The 20,507-nt window shown below is 61.5% G+C and carries 15 protein-coding genes and 4 pseudogenes; 9 read left to right on the top strand and 10 right to left on the bottom strand.

The genetic code is table 11. The features are described from left to right. Nucleotides 1-395: 395 nt before the first annotated feature. On the bottom strand, nucleotides 396-1,289 hold the full coding sequence (locus tag EN990_RS26770; RefSeq protein ID WP_064992507.1) for a LysR family transcriptional regulator: 894 nt from the start codon (nucleotides 1,287-1,289) through the stop codon (nucleotides 396-398). A 150-nt stretch (nucleotides 1,290-1,439) separates the two neighbouring features. On the opposite strand from EN990_RS26770, the gene EN990_RS26765 reads away from it, so the two are divergent. The 6 genes and pseudogenes from EN990_RS26765 to EN990_RS36305 all read left to right on the top strand — a co-directional run bounded on the left by EN990_RS26765 (nucleotide 1,440) and on the right by EN990_RS36305 (nucleotide 5,569). Beyond that, complete coding sequence (locus tag EN990_RS26765) at nucleotides 1,440-2,630, top strand: MFS transporter (RefSeq protein ID WP_064992506.1); 1,191 nt, start codon at nucleotides 1,440-1,442, stop codon at nucleotides 2,628-2,630. A 53-nt stretch (nucleotides 2,631-2,683) separates the two neighbouring features. Continuing rightward, nucleotides 2,684-3,096, top strand: a pseudogene (locus EN990_RS26760) (cyclophilin-like fold protein). Nucleotides 3,097-3,116: 20 nt separating this feature from the next. Then, on the top strand, nucleotides 3,117-3,512 hold the full coding sequence (locus tag EN990_RS26755; protein WP_127370528.1) for a cupin domain-containing protein: 396 nt from the start codon (nucleotides 3,117-3,119) through the stop codon (nucleotides 3,510-3,512). 31 nt (nucleotides 3,513-3,543) lie between these two features. Next, nucleotides 3,544-4,287, top strand: a complete 744-nt coding sequence (locus EN990_RS26750; RefSeq protein WP_127371751.1) for an SDR family oxidoreductase — start codon at nucleotides 3,544-3,546, stop codon at nucleotides 4,285-4,287. A 48-nt stretch (nucleotides 4,288-4,335) separates the two neighbouring features. Continuing rightward, the gene (locus tag EN990_RS26745) at nucleotides 4,336-5,160 is read left to right on the top strand and encodes an MFS transporter (protein ID WP_245469213.1); all 825 of its coding nucleotides are present in this window, start codon (nucleotides 4,336-4,338) and stop codon (nucleotides 5,158-5,160) included. Continuing rightward, entirely contained in the window at nucleotides 5,138-5,569 is a 432-nt protein-coding gene (locus tag EN990_RS36305; protein ID WP_348629898.1) for an MFS transporter, read from the top strand. The genes EN990_RS26745 and EN990_RS36305 overlap by 23 nt, the downstream gene beginning before the upstream one ends. Nucleotides 5,570-5,790: 221 nt before the next feature. On the opposite strand, the gene EN990_RS26740 is transcribed toward EN990_RS36305, so the two are convergent. From EN990_RS26740 to EN990_RS26710, 6 genes and pseudogenes are all read right to left on the bottom strand, one after another. Beyond that, a complete protein-coding gene (locus EN990_RS26740; RefSeq protein WP_127367259.1) occupies nucleotides 5,791-9,258 on the bottom strand; it encodes an AAA family ATPase in 3,468 nt (1,155 codons plus the stop codon). Further along, nucleotides 9,255-10,514, bottom strand: coding sequence for a DNA repair exonuclease (locus tag EN990_RS26735; protein ID WP_127388426.1), 1,260 nt, complete (start codon nucleotides 10,512-10,514; stop codon nucleotides 9,255-9,257). Before EN990_RS26735 ends, EN990_RS26740 begins: the two co-directional genes overlap by 4 nt. Before the next feature lie 602 nt (nucleotides 10,515-11,116). Next, nucleotides 11,117-11,215, bottom strand: a pseudogene (locus tag EN990_RS26730) (transposase); the annotation flags it as partial. 234 nt (nucleotides 11,216-11,449) lie between these two features. Beyond that, a pseudogene (locus EN990_RS36300) lies at nucleotides 11,450-11,758 on the bottom strand (DUF1236 domain-containing protein). A 676-nt stretch (nucleotides 11,759-12,434) separates the two neighbouring features. Continuing rightward, the gene (locus EN990_RS26715) at nucleotides 12,435-12,893 is read right to left on the bottom strand and encodes a BA14K family protein (RefSeq protein WP_127366958.1); all 459 of its coding nucleotides are present in this window, start codon (nucleotides 12,891-12,893) and stop codon (nucleotides 12,435-12,437) included. Between the two features lie 446 nt (nucleotides 12,894-13,339). Further along, nucleotides 13,340-14,410, bottom strand: a complete 1,071-nt coding sequence (locus EN990_RS26710; RefSeq protein WP_127366959.1) for a histidine kinase dimerization/phosphoacceptor domain -containing protein — start codon at nucleotides 14,408-14,410, stop codon at nucleotides 13,340-13,342. A 229-nt stretch (nucleotides 14,411-14,639) separates the two neighbouring features. Between EN990_RS26710 and EN990_RS26705 the strand changes: the two genes are divergently transcribed. Then, complete coding sequence (locus EN990_RS26705) at nucleotides 14,640-16,634, top strand: AI-2E family transporter (protein ID WP_164753945.1); 1,995 nt, start codon at nucleotides 14,640-14,642, stop codon at nucleotides 16,632-16,634. Nucleotides 16,635-16,649: 15 nt separating this feature from the next. Here EN990_RS26705 and EN990_RS26700 read toward each other — a convergent pair. Both EN990_RS26700 and EN990_RS36295 read right to left on the bottom strand, forming a co-directional pair. Next, a pseudogene (locus EN990_RS26700) lies at nucleotides 16,650-16,790 on the bottom strand (phosphatidate cytidylyltransferase); the annotation flags it as partial. 695 nt (nucleotides 16,791-17,485) lie between these two features. Further along, on the bottom strand, nucleotides 17,486-17,743 hold the full coding sequence (locus EN990_RS36295; RefSeq protein WP_245460994.1) for a hypothetical protein: 258 nt from the start codon (nucleotides 17,741-17,743) through the stop codon (nucleotides 17,486-17,488). A 452-nt stretch (nucleotides 17,744-18,195) separates the two neighbouring features. Here EN990_RS36295 and EN990_RS26685 point away from each other — a divergent pair, with 452 nt between their 5' ends. Next, a complete protein-coding gene (locus EN990_RS26685; protein WP_245460995.1) occupies nucleotides 18,196-18,597 on the top strand; it encodes a hypothetical protein in 402 nt (133 codons plus the stop codon). 179 nt (nucleotides 18,598-18,776) lie between these two features. Continuing rightward, nucleotides 18,777-19,082, top strand: a complete 306-nt coding sequence (locus EN990_RS26680) for a GlsB/YeaQ/YmgE family stress response membrane protein (RefSeq protein WP_127369240.1) — start codon at nucleotides 18,777-18,779, stop codon at nucleotides 19,080-19,082. A gap of 334 nt (nucleotides 19,083-19,416) precedes the next feature. Here EN990_RS26680 and EN990_RS26675 read toward each other — a convergent pair. Further along, nucleotides 19,417-20,507: OmpA family protein (locus EN990_RS26675; RefSeq protein ID WP_164766162.1), on the bottom strand; the 1,091-nt coding region annotated here is incomplete at its 5' end.

Genomic DNA, 20,507 nt, shown 5'->3' with positions numbered 1-20,507 from the left:
GTGCCCTTGGCGTCGATGTCGGCGAGAAGTCCCCATGTTGCAGGAGCCGAACGGGCCTTACCTTAGTTCGCGAGGGCTTGGTCGATAGCGCGATCGGCGATCCAGCGGCCAATGCAACGAGGTCTGCGCTTTTCTCAGAAGGCCGAGAGGCCGATCAAGCTGGATCTGCGCCAGCTTTCTTGATTCGACACCGGCCGCTCCTCGGCCGTTGAACGAACTGTCCGGTGTCAGGGCGAAACTGCCTGGAGCAGCCATCGCAAACAAGCTCAAAGTTGGCTGGATGATGATCGTTGCTGTCGCAAGATCTTAACAGTGAAGGCCTCCGCGATCTGCGGTGGAACGTCGCCACCCGCATCATCCCTCACAACCCAGCACAAGGAGTGGCTTGGCTGGCGTCAGATTCGATGCCGGAGCGCCTCCACGATCACCGCCATCGCAGGCGAGAGCTGCCGCCTGCTCGGGTAGTAGAGGTGATAGCCCGCAAATGGCTGACTCCAGTCGTCAAGCACCAGCCTGAGGCGTCCGCTGGCGATGTGGGGGCTTACGAGATTTTCCGGGACATAGGCGATCCCGCAACCGCGTATCGCAGCCTCGATCATGGGTATGGACGAATTGAAGGTAAGTTGTCCTTCTACCCGCACGCGAAGGTCGCGCCCATCCCTGGCGAATTCCCAGGCATACAATCCGCCGAAAGTCGCCTGTCGCATGTTTATGCAGTCATGATCGACCAGATCCTGGGGGGTGGTTGGCACCGGATGGTGGGCAAAGTACTCCTCCGAAGCCACGGCCACGAGCCTCCAATCCGGACCGATCCGCACCGCGATCATATCCCTGTCGATGCTCTCGCCCAGCCGCACGCCTGCGTCAAAGCGCTCCTCCACAATGTTCTTCATGCCGTTGTCGCTGTAGAGCTCGACGCGCACGTCGGGATAGTCGCCAAGCACGGGCTGCAGCTTCGGCCAGACAGTCGTCTGGAGCGCATGGTCGGATAGCGTGATGCGGACCGTTCCGGAGGGTTTGTCGCGAAAGGCCACCAGGCTTGCAAGGTCGGCCTCGATTTCATCGAAGCGCGGGCCAAGAGATTGGAAAAGCCGCTCGCCGGCCTCGGTCGGGGCAACGCTCCGCGTCGTGCGCGTCAGCAGGCGGACGCCAAGACGAGATTCCAGCTCCTTGATCGTCGAACTCAGAGTCGACTGCGAGGTTCCGAGCTTGGCCGCCGCCCTGGTAAAGCTGCGTTCCTGGGCGACCGCCACGAACCACAGAAGATCCTTCATGCCATCCCGCTGCATAGGTCACCTCCGACGGCATTTATATCACAAGCAGATAAGTCCATGCGAATTCCTCAGTCTAATAGAATGGGTTCCGCGTCGATATATTCCGGGCATGGCGACGGGGATCGCGGCTGATCCGCTCCCGGTCGCCTTGCAAGGATGCCAATTATGGAAACAACCTACGACACAAGGTCCCTCAAAGACCGCGCCGCATGGAGTGCGGTGCTTTCGATGGCGCTGTGCGTCTTCGTGCTTATCGCGTCGGAATTCATGCCGGTCAGCCTGCTCTCCCCGATCGCAGCCGATCTCAACATCACCGCAGGCCGCGCCGGACAGGCGATTTCGGTTTCGGGTGCTTTTGCCGTCGTGACCAGCCTCTTGGTCGCGGGCCTCACCCGGCGAATTGACCGCCGGCTGGTCGTCACCGGCTTTACGGTTCTCCTGATCGTATCCGGGCTCGCAGTGACCTTTGCGTCGAATTTTGCACTTCTCATGGTTGGCCGCGCGCTGCTCGGTGTCGCGATCGGCGGCTTCTGGTCGATGTCGACCGCGATCGTCATGCGCCTCGTGCCGCAAGGCATGGTTCCAAAGGGCCTCGCCATGCTGAACGCCGGCAATGCGATCGCGGCCACGATCGCCGCGCCGCTAGGCAGCTTTCTTGGCGCCTATATCGGCTGGCGCGGCGCTTTCTTTCTCGTCGTGCCGCTCGGTCTGCTGGCGCTGGTCTGGCAGTGGATCAGCCTTCCAGCGCTGCCCCCGCGCCAAAGGAAACGTCCAGGCAATCCGCTGGCGCTGCTGGGCCGTCTTCCAGTCGCCATCGGCATGGCGTCGATCATGATGCTGTTCATGGGCCAGTTCGCGCTTTTCACCTATCTGCGCCCCTTCCTCGAGAGCGTCACCCGGCTTGATATCGCCGCGCTTTCGGCGATCCTGCTGGCGATGGGGCTGGCGGGGGTCCTCGGTACCTGGTGCGTCGGCCGGCGTTTGCGGACGCGCCTGTTCGGCATTCTCATAGTCATCCCGCTGGTCATGGCCGCGCTAGCAGTTGCGCTCGTCGCCCTCGGCGCCTCGCCAGTTCCCACAGCGCTGCTGCTCGTTGCCTGGGGTTTCTTCGGCACGGCCGCGCCCGTTGGTTGGGGCACGTGGCTCAGCCGCACGTTGCCGGACGACGCGGAGGCTGGCGGCGGGCTGCAGGTCGCCGTCATCCAGCTCGCCATCACCGGGGGCGCCGCCATCGGCGGCACGCTCTTCGATACGGTCGGCTGGTGGGGAGCGTTCACTTTTGGCTCGGTGTTGCTCTGCGGATCGGCGCTCGCCGCCTTCGCCGCATCGCATATGGCCCGGAGATCCTCGCAGTGATCATCGAGCATGCGACGCTCAGCCGCCGGACATTGCTCGGCGCCGCGCTCGCGGTGACGGCCTTGCCGCGCGCAGCCGCCAGCCGAGAGAGCAAGGCCCCAGTCAGCCAGGAGCCCTGCGACATGAAGATAGGGATGACTTTTAACGGCCGCACCATGACCGCCACGCTCTACGACAATCCGTCGGAGCGCGACTTCTTCTCCATGCTGCCGCTGGACCTCAAGATCGAGGACTACGCGCATAACGAGAAGATTGCCTATCTGCCGCGCAAGCTAACGGAGGAGGGAAGCGGTCGTTCGCCAACGAGCAGCCCTATGACCTCTGCTATTTCATGCCCTGGGGCAACCTGGCGATGTTCTACGATGACTACCGCCACCCCGGGCTGATCAGGCTCGGCCGTTTCGACGAGGGCGAGCAGGCCCTGCATGTGCGCGGCGAGTTCTCGCTCCGCATCGAACGCATCTGAGGACACAAGGGAGATCAATGATGGACATTCTTCGCGCGGGCAGCAGGGCTTCCGGCAAGGGACCGGCTGACTGGTTCACCGGCACGGTGCGGATCGATCCGCTCTTCAACCCTTTCGACGCCGCGCGAGTCCAAGGCGCTCAGGTGACCTTCGAGCCCGGCGCGCGCACGGCTTGGCATACTCATCCGCTTGGCCAGACGCTGATCGTCGCCTCCGGCCGAGGCCGCGTGCAGCGCGAGGGAGGCCCGGTCGAGGAGATTAGGCCCGGTGACGTCGTCTGGTTCGCGCCGGGAGAGAAGCACTGGCATGGGGCGTCGCCCAAGACAGCGATGAGCCATATCGCGCTCCAGGAGGTTAAGGACGGTAAGGTCGTCGACTGGATGGAGCATTTGACGGACGCACAATACGGTGCCTGAGAAATCAAACCATCAACTTTGGAGAACTGCCATGATCAAGGACAAGGTCGTAATCATCACCGGAGCTTCATCGGGCATCGGTGAGGCAACCGCGAAGCTGCTCGCGAACAAAGGCGCCAAGGTCGTGCTTGGCGCGCGGCGCGCTGACAAGCTGAAGCGGATCGTCGACGAGATCGCGAACAACGGCGGTCAGGCGGCCTACAAGGAACTGGACGTGACAAAGCAGTCCGACAACGACGCTATCGTCGAGTTGGCCAGGAACGCGTTCGGCCGCGTCGACGTCATGTTCCTGAACGCTGGCCTCATGCCGATCTCGCCACTATCGGCACTGAAGACCGACGACTGGCACCAGATGGTCGACGTGAACGTCAAGGGCGTCCTGAACGGCGTCGCCGCGGTGCTGCCGGAGTTCCTAGCACGCAAATCCGGACACATCATCGCCACCTCTTCAGTCGCCGGGCTCAAGGCCTACCCGAACGGCGCGGTCTACGGAGGCACGAAATGGTTCGTGCGCGACTTCATGGAAGTGCTGCGCATGGAGTCCGCCATGGAAGGCACTAACATCCGCACCGCGACCATCTATCCGGCCGCGATCAACACGGAGCTGCTTGAAACGATCAGCGACGAAGGTACGGCCGCCGCGATGCAGAACACCTATGACAAATACGGAATCTCGCCGGACCGGATCGCTGACGTCGTTGCGTTCGCCATCGATGCACCGGAAGACACCACGATCAACGAGTTCACTGTCGGGCCCGCCAACCAACCCTGGTGATCCGAACTGAAGCCTCCGCCAACTAACGTCATCAGATTGCTTCGACGAATGACACACCTGCCGACATCGTCAACACCATTGCGTTCGGTCGCGGTTACCCTGCTGCCAAGCATGGGGGCGGTGTTGGCCGGGTTTGTTGTCATCGGCGCAGCGTTGCCTGTTCTTCCACTGCACGTCAGCCACAATCTGGGATTCGGTAGTGTCGTTGTCGGCCTAGTTGCAGGAACGCAGTTCGCGGGATCCCTGGTCTCACGCGTGTGGTCGGGTTCCTTTGCGGACGGGAACGGAGGGAAACGAGCCGTTCTCGTGGGCCTGGTTACGGCAGCGGCTGCCGGGCTGCTCTATCTCCTGTCCGTTGCCGTCGCGCATTCGCCCGTTCTCTCCGTCTCGATTCTCGTCGTCGGACGCGCGGTGCTGGGCGGTGCCGAGAGCTTTATCATCACAGGTGGCGTGGCCTGGGGCCTGGCGCTCGTGGATGCCGGGCATTCGGGGAAAGTCATTGCATGGGTCGGCACTGCGATGTTCGCGGCATTGGCCTTCAGCGGACCATTGGGAACCATGTTGTTCACAGCCTACGGCTTTGCGGCGATAGGGCTGCTGACCACACTATTGCCGTTGCTCGTCCTGGGATCACTCATGCGAGCGCCGAACCCTCGGATACAGTTGCGGCAGAGAGAATCCGATTTGAGAGCGGTTTTTGACGCGGTATGGCTGCCAGGACTTGGTGCGGCACTCGCCAGCGTCGGCTACTGCTCAGTCCTTGCCTCAGCTCCCTTCTGTATGCCGACAATCATTGGCGACCGGTCTGGGTTGGATTACGGCGTTTGGAGCTGCGCTGATCGCAGCGCGTATGGTCTGCGGTCATTTGCCTGACAGATACGGCGGTGCAAAGATCGCCCTGCTGTTCGTGCTCGTGCAGTCAGCTGGGCTTCTGCTCATCGGGTTGGCACGAAGCAGTGTGCTTGCTTCCTTCGGAGCCGCGCTGGCGGGTCTAGGCTACTCCCTGGTCTACCCCGGGCTTGGCGTGGAGGCGGTTGGTGGCACATCTCCGGAAAACCGCGGCTTGGCGATGGGCATCTACACGGCCTTTCTGGACGTCGCGATGGCTCTAGGAAGCCCGGCGTTGGGATGGGCTGCCGATCGAGCAGGTTTGAGCGTTGTCTTCTTTATCAGCGCCGGTGTCACCTTTTGTACAACCGCCATTGCATTGCATTTAGCGTACAATGCCCGTGGAGGCCGACAGGCGCATGGCTACCCACGTCCGTTAAACCGGCCAAAGTAGCCATTCAATCGCAAGGTTGAAAATGACCGCGTGCGGCGCGACGGCGACCTCCCGAGCGGTCGCCTGCAACGTCGGCTTTCGGAATAGGCAAAGCTGGCCTCTAGGTCCGGCTTCAGGCGCAAAGCTGACGCCAAAGCCGGCGCTTGGAAATGTCGATTAGACTAGCTAAGGGGAAAATCGAACAGCACGGTATTTCCGCAGCGCATCAAGTAAGTCCAATCTCATCCGAGCTCATGGACCGCTACGCCCGGCACTACAGTCTTGGCGATCTCGCACAGGTGCTGGTGATGTGTCAGGTAGATTACCTGTCCTGCACTTGCCATCTCCCCAAACAACCTGAAAACCTCCTCCGACCGGACATGGTCGAAGGTCTCCATGATGTCGTCGGCGATGAATGGTACTGCGGGTCGAAACTGTGCGAACTCGTAATACCCGGCAAGCCTGAGCGCCAGGTAGAGCTGAAAACGTGCCCCTTTTGACAGCGCGTCGGCGACCTTGGATTGCCCGTCGCGCTGCAACGCGATGAGCACTTCCCCACCCTTCACGGGCTGGGTTGTCAGGCCAGAGTACTGGCCGCGCGTCATGAGAGCGAATGCGTCCGATGCGCGCTCCATCATCCCGGAGCGATGACGTTCACGGTAGACGCGCAAAGCATTGCCAGCCGACATTATTCCCAATTTCAGCTCGATATAGCGGACGGCCTTTTCCTCGATTTCCAGAAGGACGGTGCGCCGTTCGGCATCTATGCGGGCAACAGCACTGTCGCCGCCAATAGCGTCCAGCTTGTCGGTCGCGCGCGTCTGCCGAATGAGCTGGTGCTGTATTGCCTCGTCAGAAGCGCGAAGCCGTTGCTCGGCTTCCGCCTTCTCGATTGCGATACTGTCGAGATCGACACCATCCAATATCGAACGCGCCTGCTCGAACCCTTCCACCGCGAGCTCGGAAAAAACCTGCTCCTCAAGCTCGGCCACGGTTTTGCGCAGGCGATCCCTGTCGCGCAGCAGCTCATCGCGTTGCACGACGTCCGCTAGCGTGACCACGCCAAAGACGCTTAGGACCTCGTTCTTGCGGCGCTCATGTGCCGAAACCTCTGCATCGAGGATCTCACGCTGATCCTGCAGGCGCTGCAGGTCATTGACGAGGCTTGCTTTGGCCTCGCGCATGCGCTCGGCGCGCTCCAGGCGCTGGGCAAGGCGGATCGCCAGCTGTTCCGGTTCGTCGTCGTCCGCCTCGCCCGCATCGGCTGCAACGGCGGTAACCTCGACCAGAAAATTGTCCCTGTCGGCCACCATCTTTTCGATGCGCAGTTGCATGGCCTCCCGGTCCTGAAGGCTCTTGGACAGTTCAGCCAGTTGATCAAGGACGCCGCCCATGCCGGGCACCGAGATGCCTCTCTCTAGCCAAGTCCCCTTGAGCGCTTCGGCAATACCGGCCTGCCATTCATCCTCACGTCGCTCCGCGACTTCGACAGCGCGGCGCCTGGCGGCCAGATCCTCTTGCCTTGTTCCAACCGTCTTGAGCGCCTCGGTGCGCTCTGCGTCCACCTTGAACTGTCTCTCAAGAAACAGCTCTGCCACGGCCATGACCGTCTCTAGGCTGTCACCAACATCCGAACCGACGCCGACGCTCGCCAGCGCGCGGCTCAATTCCAGGCGTATTCGACCTTCCTCATCAACCGCCCGCTCGGCCTTCTTGCGCGAAAGCTCGATCTCCTCCCAGGCCGCGAGCGCATCGATGCGGGCAGCGATACGATCCTCGATCAGTTCGATCAGCTGTTCGGGGGATGTTTCCTGGCACGGCCCGAGCAGCTCTCTGGCGACTGTGCGTATTTCCAAGAGCACAGCCTCCCGATCTGAGCCATTCCGGGCAAGTTGATCACGCGCATGCGCGATAGTGGCCGCGGTTTCTACGAGGTTGCGGTTTGTGCTGCGAATTTCGACCAGTTCCCGAGCGTTGGCCAAACGGCCTGCGCCGACACTGTCGTCTCGGGCCAGTGTTGCCGCGAAATCATCCGCCGTTTCCCCAGTCAGGTCATGGCGATGCCTTGCCCAGGCGTCGTCGCGGGCACGCCGAATGACGTCGGCCGCATCATCGTCGGTGACATCGACAGAGGCACGAAGGGCTTCCAGCCGCGCCGAAAGCAAGTCGTGATTGCCCTGGTGCTCGGCAAGACGATCGGAAAGGACGCCCCTGCCCTTCCCGAGCTCTGCTGCCAGCGCCTTCCATGCGCCAAGCTGCGCAGCATTCGGAATGGCGACCCTGGCCAGTGCCTGAGAGTCGCCCGACCAGGGGTGCAAACGCGCGATCGCGGCCTGCCATCGAATTGCACCTGCATCGGCGGCCTCGCGCGACTCCTTTGTCTCCCTCATGTAGCCGCTGGCCTTGGCCCTAGACAAAGCCGAAACCAGCCTTGCCCTGGCAGGCTCCGGCACGGCCCGTTCTTCGCCGACCCGGTCGCGTGCCGCCTGGAGCGCGTCAGCGGCTGCCGCGGCCTCCTCGCGCGCAACGCGCACGCTGGTAGCAATCCCGGATCGTTGCTCGACCATGGTGCGCACAGCGCTAATGGTTGCAGCAGGCAAGAGCAGTTTGGCAGGAACTGGCTCGGAGGACCTTCCAAGGGCGGCAAGACAGTTCGCCACGGAATTGTCGAGGATTTGCAGCTCCGTCCTGCGACTTGGCAGGTCCAGGCCGGCCGAGACGTGACGCACCTTGCGGTCGGCCAGGCCGCGAACCCGTTCGGAAATCGCAAGGATCACCACGTCCACGTCGACCGAGGCGATTTTCGATGTCACCCGTTCGAGCTCGTCCTGGTTCGCGGATAGCCGCGTTCTCAGGCTGGCGTCGGCCTCGATCATGTCGGCGACACTGCCGGTCCAGGTCCGTGCCGGTGAAGCGATCTCAGGCAAATCGGCCAGTTGGGCTTGCTTACGCCGGATATCGGCAAGAATCGGGATCGCCCGAAGATACTTCGCGATGGTCTCGAGCCGAGCCGACAGCACCGACCGTTCGGCGATGCTGCGGTCGTATTTTTCGGTCGCGTCGAGACGCTCGGCTTCAAGGCTCTCATAATTCGACGCCAAGGTGTCGACCGCGTCCTTACTGGCCTTCAGTTCCGCAAGCCGCTTCTTGAGCAGCGCAAGTTCGGTTCCGTGTGCCTGTTTGCGATAGAGCCTGTCCGCTTCGGCCTCGAGCACGCTCAATGTATCGCTTGCGTGCCCGAGGCCGGCGCTGGCCGTGAACAGCAGCTTGCCCAGGTCGCCGCGCGATTCCAGGATTGATTTTCCACCTGCTTCCAGCGTTTCGTCGTCCAACGAGAACATGGTCTCGTATGCGTCGCGAGACAGGCCAGCCAGATGTGCCGATATCGCCATTTCGCTGACCGGCTGGCCAGTCTCGTCCAACAATGAGTTGGTGCGCTGTTTCGTGCGTGTGAAGGTGTGCTCCGCGCCGCCGAGTTCGAGCACCCCGCCGATGCGCATCGCACTGTACTCGTGCAGGAAATTGTAGCGGCTGCGTTCCTCGATGCCGAACAACAGATCGAGATAGCCAGAAAGCGCGGTCGACTTGCCGGTTTCGTTCAGGCCGAAGACGATATGCAGATCGGGACCGGATTCCGGTTTCGGCCCGAAGTCGATCGTCCTGTCGGTGAACTTGCCGTAGCGGATGAGGTCAAGGCGGCGCAGCCTCATTGTGATCCACCGGCCTTGAGGCGGGCGGTGACCAGATTTGCGCCGTTGGCAAGCACCCGATCGAGGAACAACTCCAGCTCAGCCTCGTCCTTGCCGGCGAAATCGCGCCCGTCAGGCGGAAGATCCGCGACCATCTTCTGGACCAAGGCCCTCGCCTCAGCTCGGAACGCGTCCGAGCCGGCATCGGCGCGCATGGATTGAGCGAGCTCGAAAATCGGGTCGGCGGCTTCCTCGCAGGTCTGGGATGTGGATGGAGACACTTTGAGCTCGAGCTTCTCCACCCAAGTGTCTCCCGTCTGCTCCGCGGCCTGCTCGGCCTCTGCGAGCAGCAGGTCGCGATCACGGATCAAGGCCCAGGACAAAGGTGACGCACCGGTCAGGTCGAGACGAACCACGGCATGACGGGATTTGACAGAGGCGCGAACACGTTCGAGTGCGGAACGGACTCGTCCGACGACATCGGACCATTCCTCCATTTCGGTCAGGTCGACATTCACCCCTTCGAATTGCGCGATGCTGGTCAGCCTCTCCTCTATCTCTACGGTGCGGTCGTCTCGTATCGTCACCAGGGTGACGGATTTCTCCCCGGCCTCATTGATGTCCCTGCCCTGTGGAATTCCCGGCATCACCACCGTGCTCGCCCCGGGATGGACCTGGCGGACATGGATGTGCCCAAGCGCCCAGTAGTCGAAGCCATGGGCATGCAGGTCGGTGGCGTTGCAGGGGGCATAGACGTCGTGGCCGGGCGATCCGGCCAGGCTGGTATGCATAATGCCGACATTGACCGCGCCTTCACGCGGCACTGAATACTTGGGCAGCAGGCTGTCCGGCGCCTTGGGGCTGGCAAAGCTCAAGCCATGAAACATGACGTCGAGCCCGGCGGCTGTCTGCAGCACGGACTGGGGACGGCCACCGAATATCGTGACCGTCTCCGGGAACACCAGCTGCTTCGATATGCGCGATAGCGCGTCATGATTGCCACGGATCTTGAAGACCCTAATGCCGGCCTGGTGCAGCCGTGTCATCTGCGACGCCAGGAAGCGGGCGGTTTTCATCGACGTCTGATCGCCGTCGTAGAGATCGCCGGCAATGACCAGTGCATCGACACGTTCCGCAAGGCAGAGATCGACGATCGAGACAAACGCTTGGCGACTGGCGTCTCCGACGAGTTCGGCAAGGTCGCCGTTTCGTAGGGCCAGCGAGCGCAGCGGCGAGTCGAGATGAATGTCGGCGGTGTGAACGAATCGAAATGGCATGGGGAAGTCTCCGGTCACAACTATAGGAGTGTTCGACCGCGGCTCGACAGGAAAATCTCAAGATAGGGGTGTTGGCGTTCGGGTATAGGTCGCCCTTGAGCAAGGTTCTTGGCTATGTGCCGGGGTGAGGCCATTTCGCGTTGACAGGGAGTTGCAAAACACCGCCCGAATGTCGAACATTCTCGGGATCGCGATTGATCCTTAGAACCCGGGAGCCTGTCTGGGGGCAATCTATCGGAGCGACTGCAGCGCCGGATGCCCAGATGCTACGGGTAATCTCGGCCGCAACGGAACTCGCCTGCGACCTCAAGCGAACAGATTGAATTATTGCACGAATTCAAGTCTGCCTCTGTATGCGACTTTCGAAGCACAAAAGGCGAACATGTAGTGGCGGCCCATGTGTTTTCGACGTCAACAGCAATGGCTCACTTCGGCTATCGGCCGTGAATGACCGAAGTGGGCCGGAAGCAGGTTGGCAGCTTCTGGGCACGCTGAGCAAATTCCGGACGTTCAACTCGATGACATGGGGCCTGGATTGGCCCAAAGCGGACAGAGGTCGGTTACGTCACATGCGGCCGCCGGACGGCGACCTGCACAGAATCAAGTCGGTCATGGATCTGGAACTCGGCCTGGTCGTCCGAGAGACTGCAGAGCGCCTGCAGAACCAGGACCTTGAACATCATCATCGCATCAGGGCGGCCGGCCGGCCGCCCTTGGCGCCATCGGAGTGCTCAGCCCCTTGGGCAAGGTTTCTGGAAACCCTCCCAACGACCAGTTCGGATCGGAAGGCACACCGGCATGGGTAGGGTGGGAGGCGCAAAAAACCCGCACTCCAGAGGGGGACTTTGGAAGCGGACTTTTTAGCGACCAAACACTCAAGGTGTTCGATGTGTCTATCAACACATCAGCAAGGCGTTTGTTCCTTCGAGGGCTGGTCAATCGATAACCTGCACGATCCTGCGGGTAATCCGGATCAACCAGAATCGCGTGATCTGCAACGACGACGTACTTGTATCTCACGTTGGGCACGTCGATCGCATGCAGGTTCGATGGTGTCGGGCAGAGCCGAACCGACATTGAGTTCGACGCCCGGCAGGCTGATCGACGCAAGATGCTGCTTGTGCAGTATTCGCGTAGGTCGGTCTGCTGTTTGGGAGCAACCACGATGACGTCCTCTGCGATGGCCGCACCAATACCGGCGACGAGGACAGACCGGCGGCGGCAGCGATAAGATAATTCTTCACTATGAGCTACTGCGATGGGCTTCGCCTTTGAAGGCTTCGCGGGCGACCGGGTTGGCTGGATCTCGTCGCGAAACCAAATGGCTAGCCGCGCCCCTGGCTGAGGACGCGGGCTGACTAAGTTGGGTGTCGGACCGAGGTCCCGACAGTGATCTTCGCGGTTTAGTACCAGCGCCCACGGCCATAGAAGCCGCCGCCGCCTAGCAGAATGACAATAAGAACAATGACCAGAATTGTCGTGATATCCATATTCGCCTCCTATGAGTGCTCCCGGCCATGTTCGCCGCTTGCCGCCCTTTTGATGATTTGTGTTCTTGTGCCTGCCGTCAGGTGAGCGGCTTAACGCAAGCCAAAAAAGCTGAGTGCCGCTAGTACGATAACTACAGCTCCGACTATCCAAATAATGCTGTTCAAAACGGCACCCTTTATCTTTAGTTGTCTATAAAGAAAAACTATCACTTTTGAAGAAAACGATTGTGCGCCGTTCTTGTTCCGCCGTGATGGATTTATAATTCGGCTGGAAGAGCGCAGGCATTTAAGTACATTGCGGGCCACGCCGTGTCGGGCCCGAAATCCTGCACCACCACACCGCCAGAATGGCTCGATCTACGCAATGTGCAGAATAACCCGCCACCTTGCGGTAGCGGGCTTGCCTGAGACGGCATCGGCTCATGCTTTATCAGTAGGGCGAATTGCACTGCTGACGAGGGCCGTAGTTGGGCTGGAACGTGTTGTCCGAAGCGCGATAGCTCCGGTACCGGTCGTAGCACCACTCCACATGGGCATCGCCTCGGTGGACACGGTTCTGGTTGTTGTTGATGATCGCGCTGCTGATCAGCGCGCCAGTGGCGAATGCCGCCAGGGGAAACCAGTAGTCGCCATGGCGGCGATAGCCGCGATGATAGTCACGATAGCCGCGATGGCCATTCCAAGTGGTGCCATCATTTTGCGAAAAATTTCGATTGCGGTGGACGCCCCGGTGCTTCATCCACGGCTTGTAGTCGACCGCCCGCACATCGGATGAAGCGGATGGCGCTTGGGGCAGGAATATCCCGGCGGCGGCGGCAGGCATGGCGGCGGCGGCGGCGAAAGACACTGACAATGTGGCCGCCAGCAAACCCGATACGATCTTTATCATTTCTTCTCCTTGAAGGGGTGGTTGACGTCCCTTATGACTTTAAAACGATTTAATCGCGTTGTGGTTCCGTCTGCGCTTCAAGGGAATGCGAACTTTATATGCTGTACATTCCGGCAAGCTGTCGCTTGGAATTATTTTTATGCGTGCCCAATACTCTGGGAGAAGCGAAATGACCGTTAATGGTGCGGCGGAGTTAAAACGGCTTTCACGACTTAAGAGTGCGACGACTATTGCTGCCAACACGACCCCGAACGTCACTTCGGGTACAGGACGACAAATTGCACTTGCGATGCGAGATTCTCGTCACTCGGTGCGAGCGCTGAGCCGCCGGCGCGACTGGCATCGGCTGTTCAGCTAAGAGAGGCCGGCTGGAGAAGCGGCAGCGGAGCGAAGCGGCAGCGAGTGGTTCCACGGCTGGCGGAACTGGCCCGAATGTCGTGCAAAGGCTACGCCGCCCGCGGTATGCGTGAGGTGAACGTCGCCCTGGTCACCGACACGCTGGTGCCGCCGGCGTCGCTGATGATCTCCACTTTGGCCTCGAGCTGCTTGACCAGCGCCTCGATAATGGCGGTTCCGAGGCCCCCGCTTGGCGCCTCGACGGCGGCTTTGCCGGCTCCATTGTCCGAGACCGTCAGCTTCCAGTCGCTGCCATCGGTCTCGTAGGTCACCTGGATCAACGCCTTCGCCTTCTCCAAAGGGAAGGCATATTTGATCGCGTTGAGGACAAGCTCGGTGACTATCAGGCCGAGACTCACCGCCTTCTGCGAGTCTATCCTGGCGCCCTGCGCCGTGACGTTGACCTTGATCGGCTGGGCATCCCCGACCATCGACGATGCCAGGCTGCTGCACAGTTTCGGCAAATAGGAGCCGACATCGATCTCGTCGATACCCGCCGAGGTATGGAGATGACGCTGCACTTCAGCCACCGACAGCACCCGCTGATGGGCATCCCTCAGGTGCTGGCGGCTCTCCTCCGAGGAGACCGAGCGCGCCTTCAGCAGCAGGATGCTGGCGATGATCTGCAGGCTGTTGGCAACCCGGTGCTCCATCTCGCGCAGCAGCACATCCTTTTGACGCAGCAGGTCCTCGGTGCGGCCGAAAAGCTCTTCCTTCTCCCGCTCGATGACGCGGCGCGCCGTTATGTCGTTGAAGGCGAGCAGGATGGTGACGGCCGAACTGTGGTCGTAGAGCACCTTGCGCGCGTTGAGCAGCATCGTGCGCTGGCCGATATTGGGGAAATCACACTCGACCTCGAAGCCGTCCATCGCGGTCTTCTCAGGGATGATGGTCTCCAGGAGCAGGCGCAGTGCCGGGATGTCCCATTGGCCGTCGCCGAGCGCATAGAGCAGGGCGCCGTTTGTCTCTTCGGGGTCGACCTTGAAAGTCTGATAGAAGGAGCGGCTGGCCGCCAGCACATGAAACTGCTCATCGAGCACGAGGAAGGGCTCGGCAATCGTGTTGACGATCGCCTGCGCCAGCGTCTGCGCGTCTTCGATATTGGCGATAGGATGGAACAAGGCTTGTGGCCGATCTGGAGGCGCTCTGCCTCCGCTCGGAAACATCGCTATACTATTGCCGGACCTATGTCGCGAAATGAATCGAGCTGACGCATCACCACAAATTGCCCGTCCGGCTTTCCTGTTGGGGCTGGCAAGCGCGTCGTCGGGCTGCCCATGCGCGAAGATGCAACAGTTGCACGCCAGCTAAATATCCTTGATCATGGCAGTGGCAGTGTGGAGGCATCAAGTGGCGGCCAATCGTCGAACCGGCACGCAGCCGTCGGAACCCGGGCTAGCTGGCATACTTTCCGCTGCTAACGTCCACCCGCGCATGGCATTGCCCACCGTCGCTACCATCGTGACGGCGGTGGCTGCGCTATATTTCGGGCGCGAGGTTTTTCTGCCGATCGCCATCGCGCTGCTGCTGACCTTCGCGCTCGCCCCTGTGGTTTCCGTCCTGAAGCGAGCCGGCATTCCCCGCCTTCCCGCCGTCATCGTCAGTGTGCTCGGTGCATTCGCGGCACTTGCCTTGTTCTCCTTTGTTGTCGCCACGCAGGTCAGCGAACTGGCGCAGAATATTTCGCTCTATCAGGCAAACATCCTGACCAAGGTCAGGTCCCTCAAGGAAACCGGCGTCGGCGGAGGGATCGTTGCCAGACTGAGCGGGGTGATCGAGCGCGTCGGCCAGGAGATTGACAGGCAGGAGCCGTCACAGGCCGCCGCGGACAAGCCACGGCGCGAGCCGGTGCCAGTGGAGGTCGTCGCGCGCGAAAAGCCGCTCCAGGTTCTGCAGAATCTGGTCGGCCCGCTGATCAGTCCGCTGGCGTCGGCAGGGTTGATCGTCATCGTCGTCATCTTCATGTTGCTGGAGCGCGAGGACCTGCGCGATCGTTTCATCCGGCTTGTCGGCTATGGCGATCTTCACCGAACCACCGAGGCGCTCCAGGAGGCCGGCAAGCGGGTCGGCCGGTATCTGCTTATGCAGATGGTCGTGAACATCGTCTACGCCATACCGATCACGGTCGGACTGTGGGTTCTGGGCATACCCAATGCACTGCTATGGGGATTGCTGGCGCTGGCACTGCGCTTTGTTCCCTATATCGGCCCGGTCATTGGCGCGCTGCTGCCGTTGTTCCTGGCGCTGGCCGTCGCGCCTGGCTGGTCGCTGGTGCTGTGGACTGCGGGGCTCTTCGTAGCGATGGAGATGATCACAGGCAACGTCATCGAGCCCTGGCTCTACGGCTCGCGGACTGGGCTCTCGCCATTGGCCATCATTGTCGCGGCGATCTTCTGGACCTGGCTCTGGGGGCCATTGGGTCTGGTTTTGTCGACGCCGCTCACGGTCTGCCTCGTCGTACTCGGCAGGCACGTGCCGCAGTTCGAATTCCTCGACGTGCTGTTTGGCAATGAGCCGGTGCTCGAGCCTCATGCCCGGCTCTACCAGCGGCTGCTGGCCAGCGATCCTGAGGAAGCCACCGACCATGCCGAGGAAATTCTGGAGGAAAAATATCTGGTCGAATTCTACGACAAGGTCGCCATTCCGGCGCTTCTGCTCGGCGAGCAGGACCGCATCCGTGGCGTAATGGGCGACCAGCAGCGGCGGCAAGTGGCGGCCAGCGCCCAGATGCTCGTGGCCAATCTCGCCGACAGCGCCCAGGAGGAGGCGGCTGAGGACGATGAGCCGGCCGCGACCGGGGATGCCGGCGCGGATGCGGCAAAAGAGGCGGAGGGAGAGGGTGAGACCGATCCCCAACTGCCCGATGGCACCGACATGTCGGTTCTTTGTGCCGGCGGGCGTGGCGAACTCGACGATGCCGCCGCCGCCATGCTGGCGCAGGTGCTCGAAGTCCAGAGCGCCACTGTGTCGAGGGCGAGCTTCGCCGATATGGAACCGGCGAGCATTCGTCGCCTCGAACTCGACGCTGTCGACACCGTCGTGGTCGGCTTCCTGAACCGGGATTCCGTCAAGCACGCCCGCTTTCTGGTTCGCCGATTGAAGCGCGCCAAGGTCGCTCTGCGGGTGGGCATCATATTCTGGTCGGAGGCCGGCAACGACGACAAGGAGGCGGCCGCCAAGCTGGCCAATGACATCAATGCAGACTTCGTGGCGCATAGCATGGTCGACGCAGTGCGTGGCGCCCTGTCCAGGGGGCCGCCGGTCGCGCTCAAGCTCGCAGCCAAGCGTCGCTTGGGCCGGCGGCCGCCCGTCGCGAAGAAAGCGCCGCTTGCGGTTGCAAGCTGAGGCCGCCAGCGCCCCTTACGTCCAGAAATGGCACACCGTATGGAAGAACAACGGCGCGGCGAAGACCAGGCTATCGGCACGGTCCCTCATGCGGCCACGGCCTTCGATCAGGTGGCCTCAGTCCTTGACGCCCTGATCGTCTTCGAAGCGGCTGGCGTCACCTTCCGCTAGAAGGATTGTCGCCGCGACGGCACCGACCGCCAGCAGGTCATGACGCTCGCCACAGACGAGTTCATCCGCCGGTTCCTGCTCCATGTCTGCCGCGCGAGTTCCATCGCATCCGCCACTATGGCTTGCTCGCAGGCGGCTCTCGCGAGACTGCCTCGCGCTAGCCCGCCACCTGCTCGCGGCTGCGCCTCCGTCACGAACGATCCGCCGGCGGAACCGGACGCCTTCCGCCCGCAGTCCCCGTGCTGCGGCGGGCGTATGATCTAATAGAGGTGTTCGACCGGTGCCGGCAACCGCGCGGACCGCCAAGCCAAACAGCGACAAACCGGGAGAACGACTCATGACCCGGCATGGCCCCGCTTCCTCGTACGACGGCGCCCTGCCGGCGCGGGTCAACGGGAAGGTATGCGCGCCTCCTATGGCGCCGGTCGTCAGGCACGTGAAGCCCGTCGCAATCACCGCAAGAAGCTCTCCGACCTCGCCCAGAAGCCGCATGCTCGACCAGCCATCAGTGCCCCTGCGGGTGTCCGCGATAGACGCCGGCACACCCCGAAACAAAAATCCCCATAGCTCACCGCGCCCGGACCCCGGGTTCCGGCATGAGAGGCTTCGTGCACCCGACGGCACCCGAAACCCTTCAGCATGCCAGTCGTTAAGCAGCTGACCGTCCCCGTGCCGCCGGATCATCCCTTCCACATCATCGATCGGAGAACAGCCTGCACATGCTCGGCGAGATCGAGTTCGCCGCGCGCCTCGATCTCTAAAATATATTGGGCCTTGGCCAGGCGATCCCCTTCCCGAACCGCAGCATAGCTGCAGATGGCGAGCAGCGCCCTCTCCTCCTCCCGGCTGGCTCTAGCGGGGTCGCTTTTGCCACCGGCTATTCCGTGCAAGGCTTCGCCGAAGGACAAGTATGCTGCCTTGTGAACTTCAATCAGCATTCGCATATTGTCGGACGGTTCTGGGTCTTGGCCCGGCGGCTCCATGCCGACTGCAGTTGCCGCAACCGTCGAGGTGACGACTGCACTGCTGGATTGGAAGAGCCAAGCGCGACGGTTGATCCTGGACGTGGCGAACTCTCCATTGCTTGGGGGCACTCGAAACGGTGACGTAACATCATCAGACCGTAACACGCCGGTTTGCGCATTTGTGTCAGGATGAAAGGTCCCCTGTCAGCCGACAGCGACTGCGGCTGAGGATGCGCAGCGCCCGCCATCTCGGACAGATGCCGCGCCCTACAAGCCGGGAAGAAGCTTGGATCGGGCCAGGCTAGTCGCGGCAGAGGCGCTTCCATTGAGGCCGTGAAACCTATGCTTCCAAGCGCGGCGGGGAGTCCCAGCGACAAGCCTGCGTTCGGCCGCCACCCTACGGCCGGCGCTGGCTATGTCGGCTGTTGCCGAGCCGCAACGACGGCCACTTAGGCAGCCGTGCCGACCAGCGATGGCGAGTCACCGCAAGCCAGCGCGACGAGATTCTGACGTTGAAGATCCCTCGGCTCGGGCGACAAGATCGATGGCGAAATTCGCACGTTGTAATCGGGACGAAGGACCGATGGGACTACGCGGTCATTGCCTCAGGCGGATTTTTCATCGCTGGAAAAGACAGCATCGTCGTCCCGCTTCGGTATCTGCAAGTCGATGAGGAGCGAAACAGCTTTTACCTGCGCATCTCTAGTGCCGATGTGAACGCCGTTCCGTTGATGCCCGACCAGGAATATCTGTGGCTCGCCGATGAAGCATGGCGGGCGAAGAACGAAAGGATCTTCCAGAAGTTGATCCCTGACTCGGTTCGATAAGTAGCGGTCGCAATTTGATGATCATGCTGTCGATTGTCCTATTGCTTTGGGTCCCACGGCGGTCGCGTCGAACGACAGACGCGCTTTGGCTTTCGTTGGGATAGAGGATCGGCTATGGAACCAGTTGCTGGTTGCAGACATGGAATCGCGCAGCCAAAACGAGGGCCCGGAGGATCACCATGCATCTGACGAACGAGAGCATCATAGTCATATTGGTGGTCGGCCTTATTGCCGGATGGTTGGCCGGAAAGATCGTGCGGGGCTCTGGCTTTGGTCTAATCGGGGACATCGCAATCGGAATCATCGGCGCGTTCATCGGGGAATGGCTGCTGCCCCGCCTAGGCGTCCATCTCGGGAGCGGAACGATAAGCTTGATCGTTAATGCCACCCTCGGGGCGATTGTTCTTCTCCTAATCATCCGGTTGGTTTCTGGCGGCGGTCGTCTCGGGGGCGGATGGAGGGGCCGATCCGGTCGGTGGCGCTAGCCCGGGGTTCGAGGCCATATCGTCTCAAAGGACGGCCGCAATCTGATTGCACGGCTTCAGATGAAGCTGCATTTAGCGGCGGGTCAATGCGACGCTCAACGTTCCACGGATCCAACGAATGGGCGGCCGACACAAGCGCGCTGCGATGTCCATGCTTGATTACCTCCGGACGCCCAAGCTCCGCGCGCACTACGCAGCCAGCGGGTAAATTCCGGGAACGTTCAAATCCCGCTTCAACCACCAGCGCCGGCCACCATTTTGATTAGAGCCGGCGCCTTGGCTGGTAACGGTCTCGCGATTCGGCGAGCTTTACCGAATCGCGAGATTGTCCTGGTTAGTTGGCGCTGGCGATGGGCGCCACAAGCGGCGTGATGCGGCGAATAGCGACGCGGCGGTTCTGTCTTTCGGGCCCTGTCGTGTTCACCTTAAGATAGCGCTCGCCGTAGCCTTGGGTCGTCAGGTTCTCTGGCGCGATGCCAAAGGCGTTGGTGAGGGCCTCGGCAACTGCCTCGGCTCGCTGGTCGGACAACGCCAGGTTCGCATTGTCGCTACCGACAGCATCGGTGTGGCCTTCGATCAAGAAGGTTTCCGCCGGGTTCTTCTTCAGCAGGCGCTCCATTGCGTCCGCAACCCCTTGCAGCTTTTTGACTTCGCTGTCCGAGATCGCGGCCGAACCGGACTCGAAATTCAACGTGTCGAGATCAACGCGCCGGGCGATATCGCGCACACGCGCCGAGCGCTTGACCTCGTCGACCGAGTAGAGGCGCTGGACTTTTTCCACCGGCGGTTGCTCGAGGAAGGTGTAGTAGTCGTCGGAATCCTCTACCAAATCCGACTCCAGGATGTATTGCTTGCGCGGGATGGTGAGCCGCATCGGTGGCAAGTCATCTCCAGGGTCGCGCCAATCCTGCACGTCCTGGTAATACCTCTCGTCGACGTAGCTCAACACATACTCGCGGCCGTCGGGGGTGATGCGGGAGCGCTGGATGACGTCTCCATTGCGGTTGCGGATGGTGACGATTTGGTTGCCATTGTCGCGAACGATCGTCTCGCGTGTGCGGCCGCCCGGCAGATCCTCATAATACACGTCCTTGGCACCACGGTTCATGCGCGGTGCTTCGTTGCTCTCGACTATCGTCTGGTTGTTGAACTGGATGATGACCCGGCCGCCAATTTCCGTGAGGACATCGGCGCCTTTCGGACGTTCCGGCGCTTGGGTATCAGGCGCCTTTTCACGGCGGGTACCCTTTTCGTTCGTCACCGGAACGATCTTCTCCGGCTTGATCTCCTGCTGCGCTGACTTGTCGTCTGCAGGGGGTGGTCCGGCCTCTGCGGGGGCAGCGGTGGGCGCCGGGGCCTGACCCCCATCGCTCTGCTGAGCAGGCGGTTTGCCGTCCTTGCCCGGACGTTTTGCATCCTTTTCGC

The sequence above is a fragment of the Mesorhizobium sp. M7A.F.Ca.US.005.03.1.1 genome, assembly GCF_003997975.1.
GTDB classification, from domain to species: Bacteria; Pseudomonadota; Alphaproteobacteria; order Rhizobiales; family Rhizobiaceae; genus Mesorhizobium; species Mesorhizobium ciceri.
This window is presented reverse-complemented; position numbering and strand designations above follow the sequence as displayed.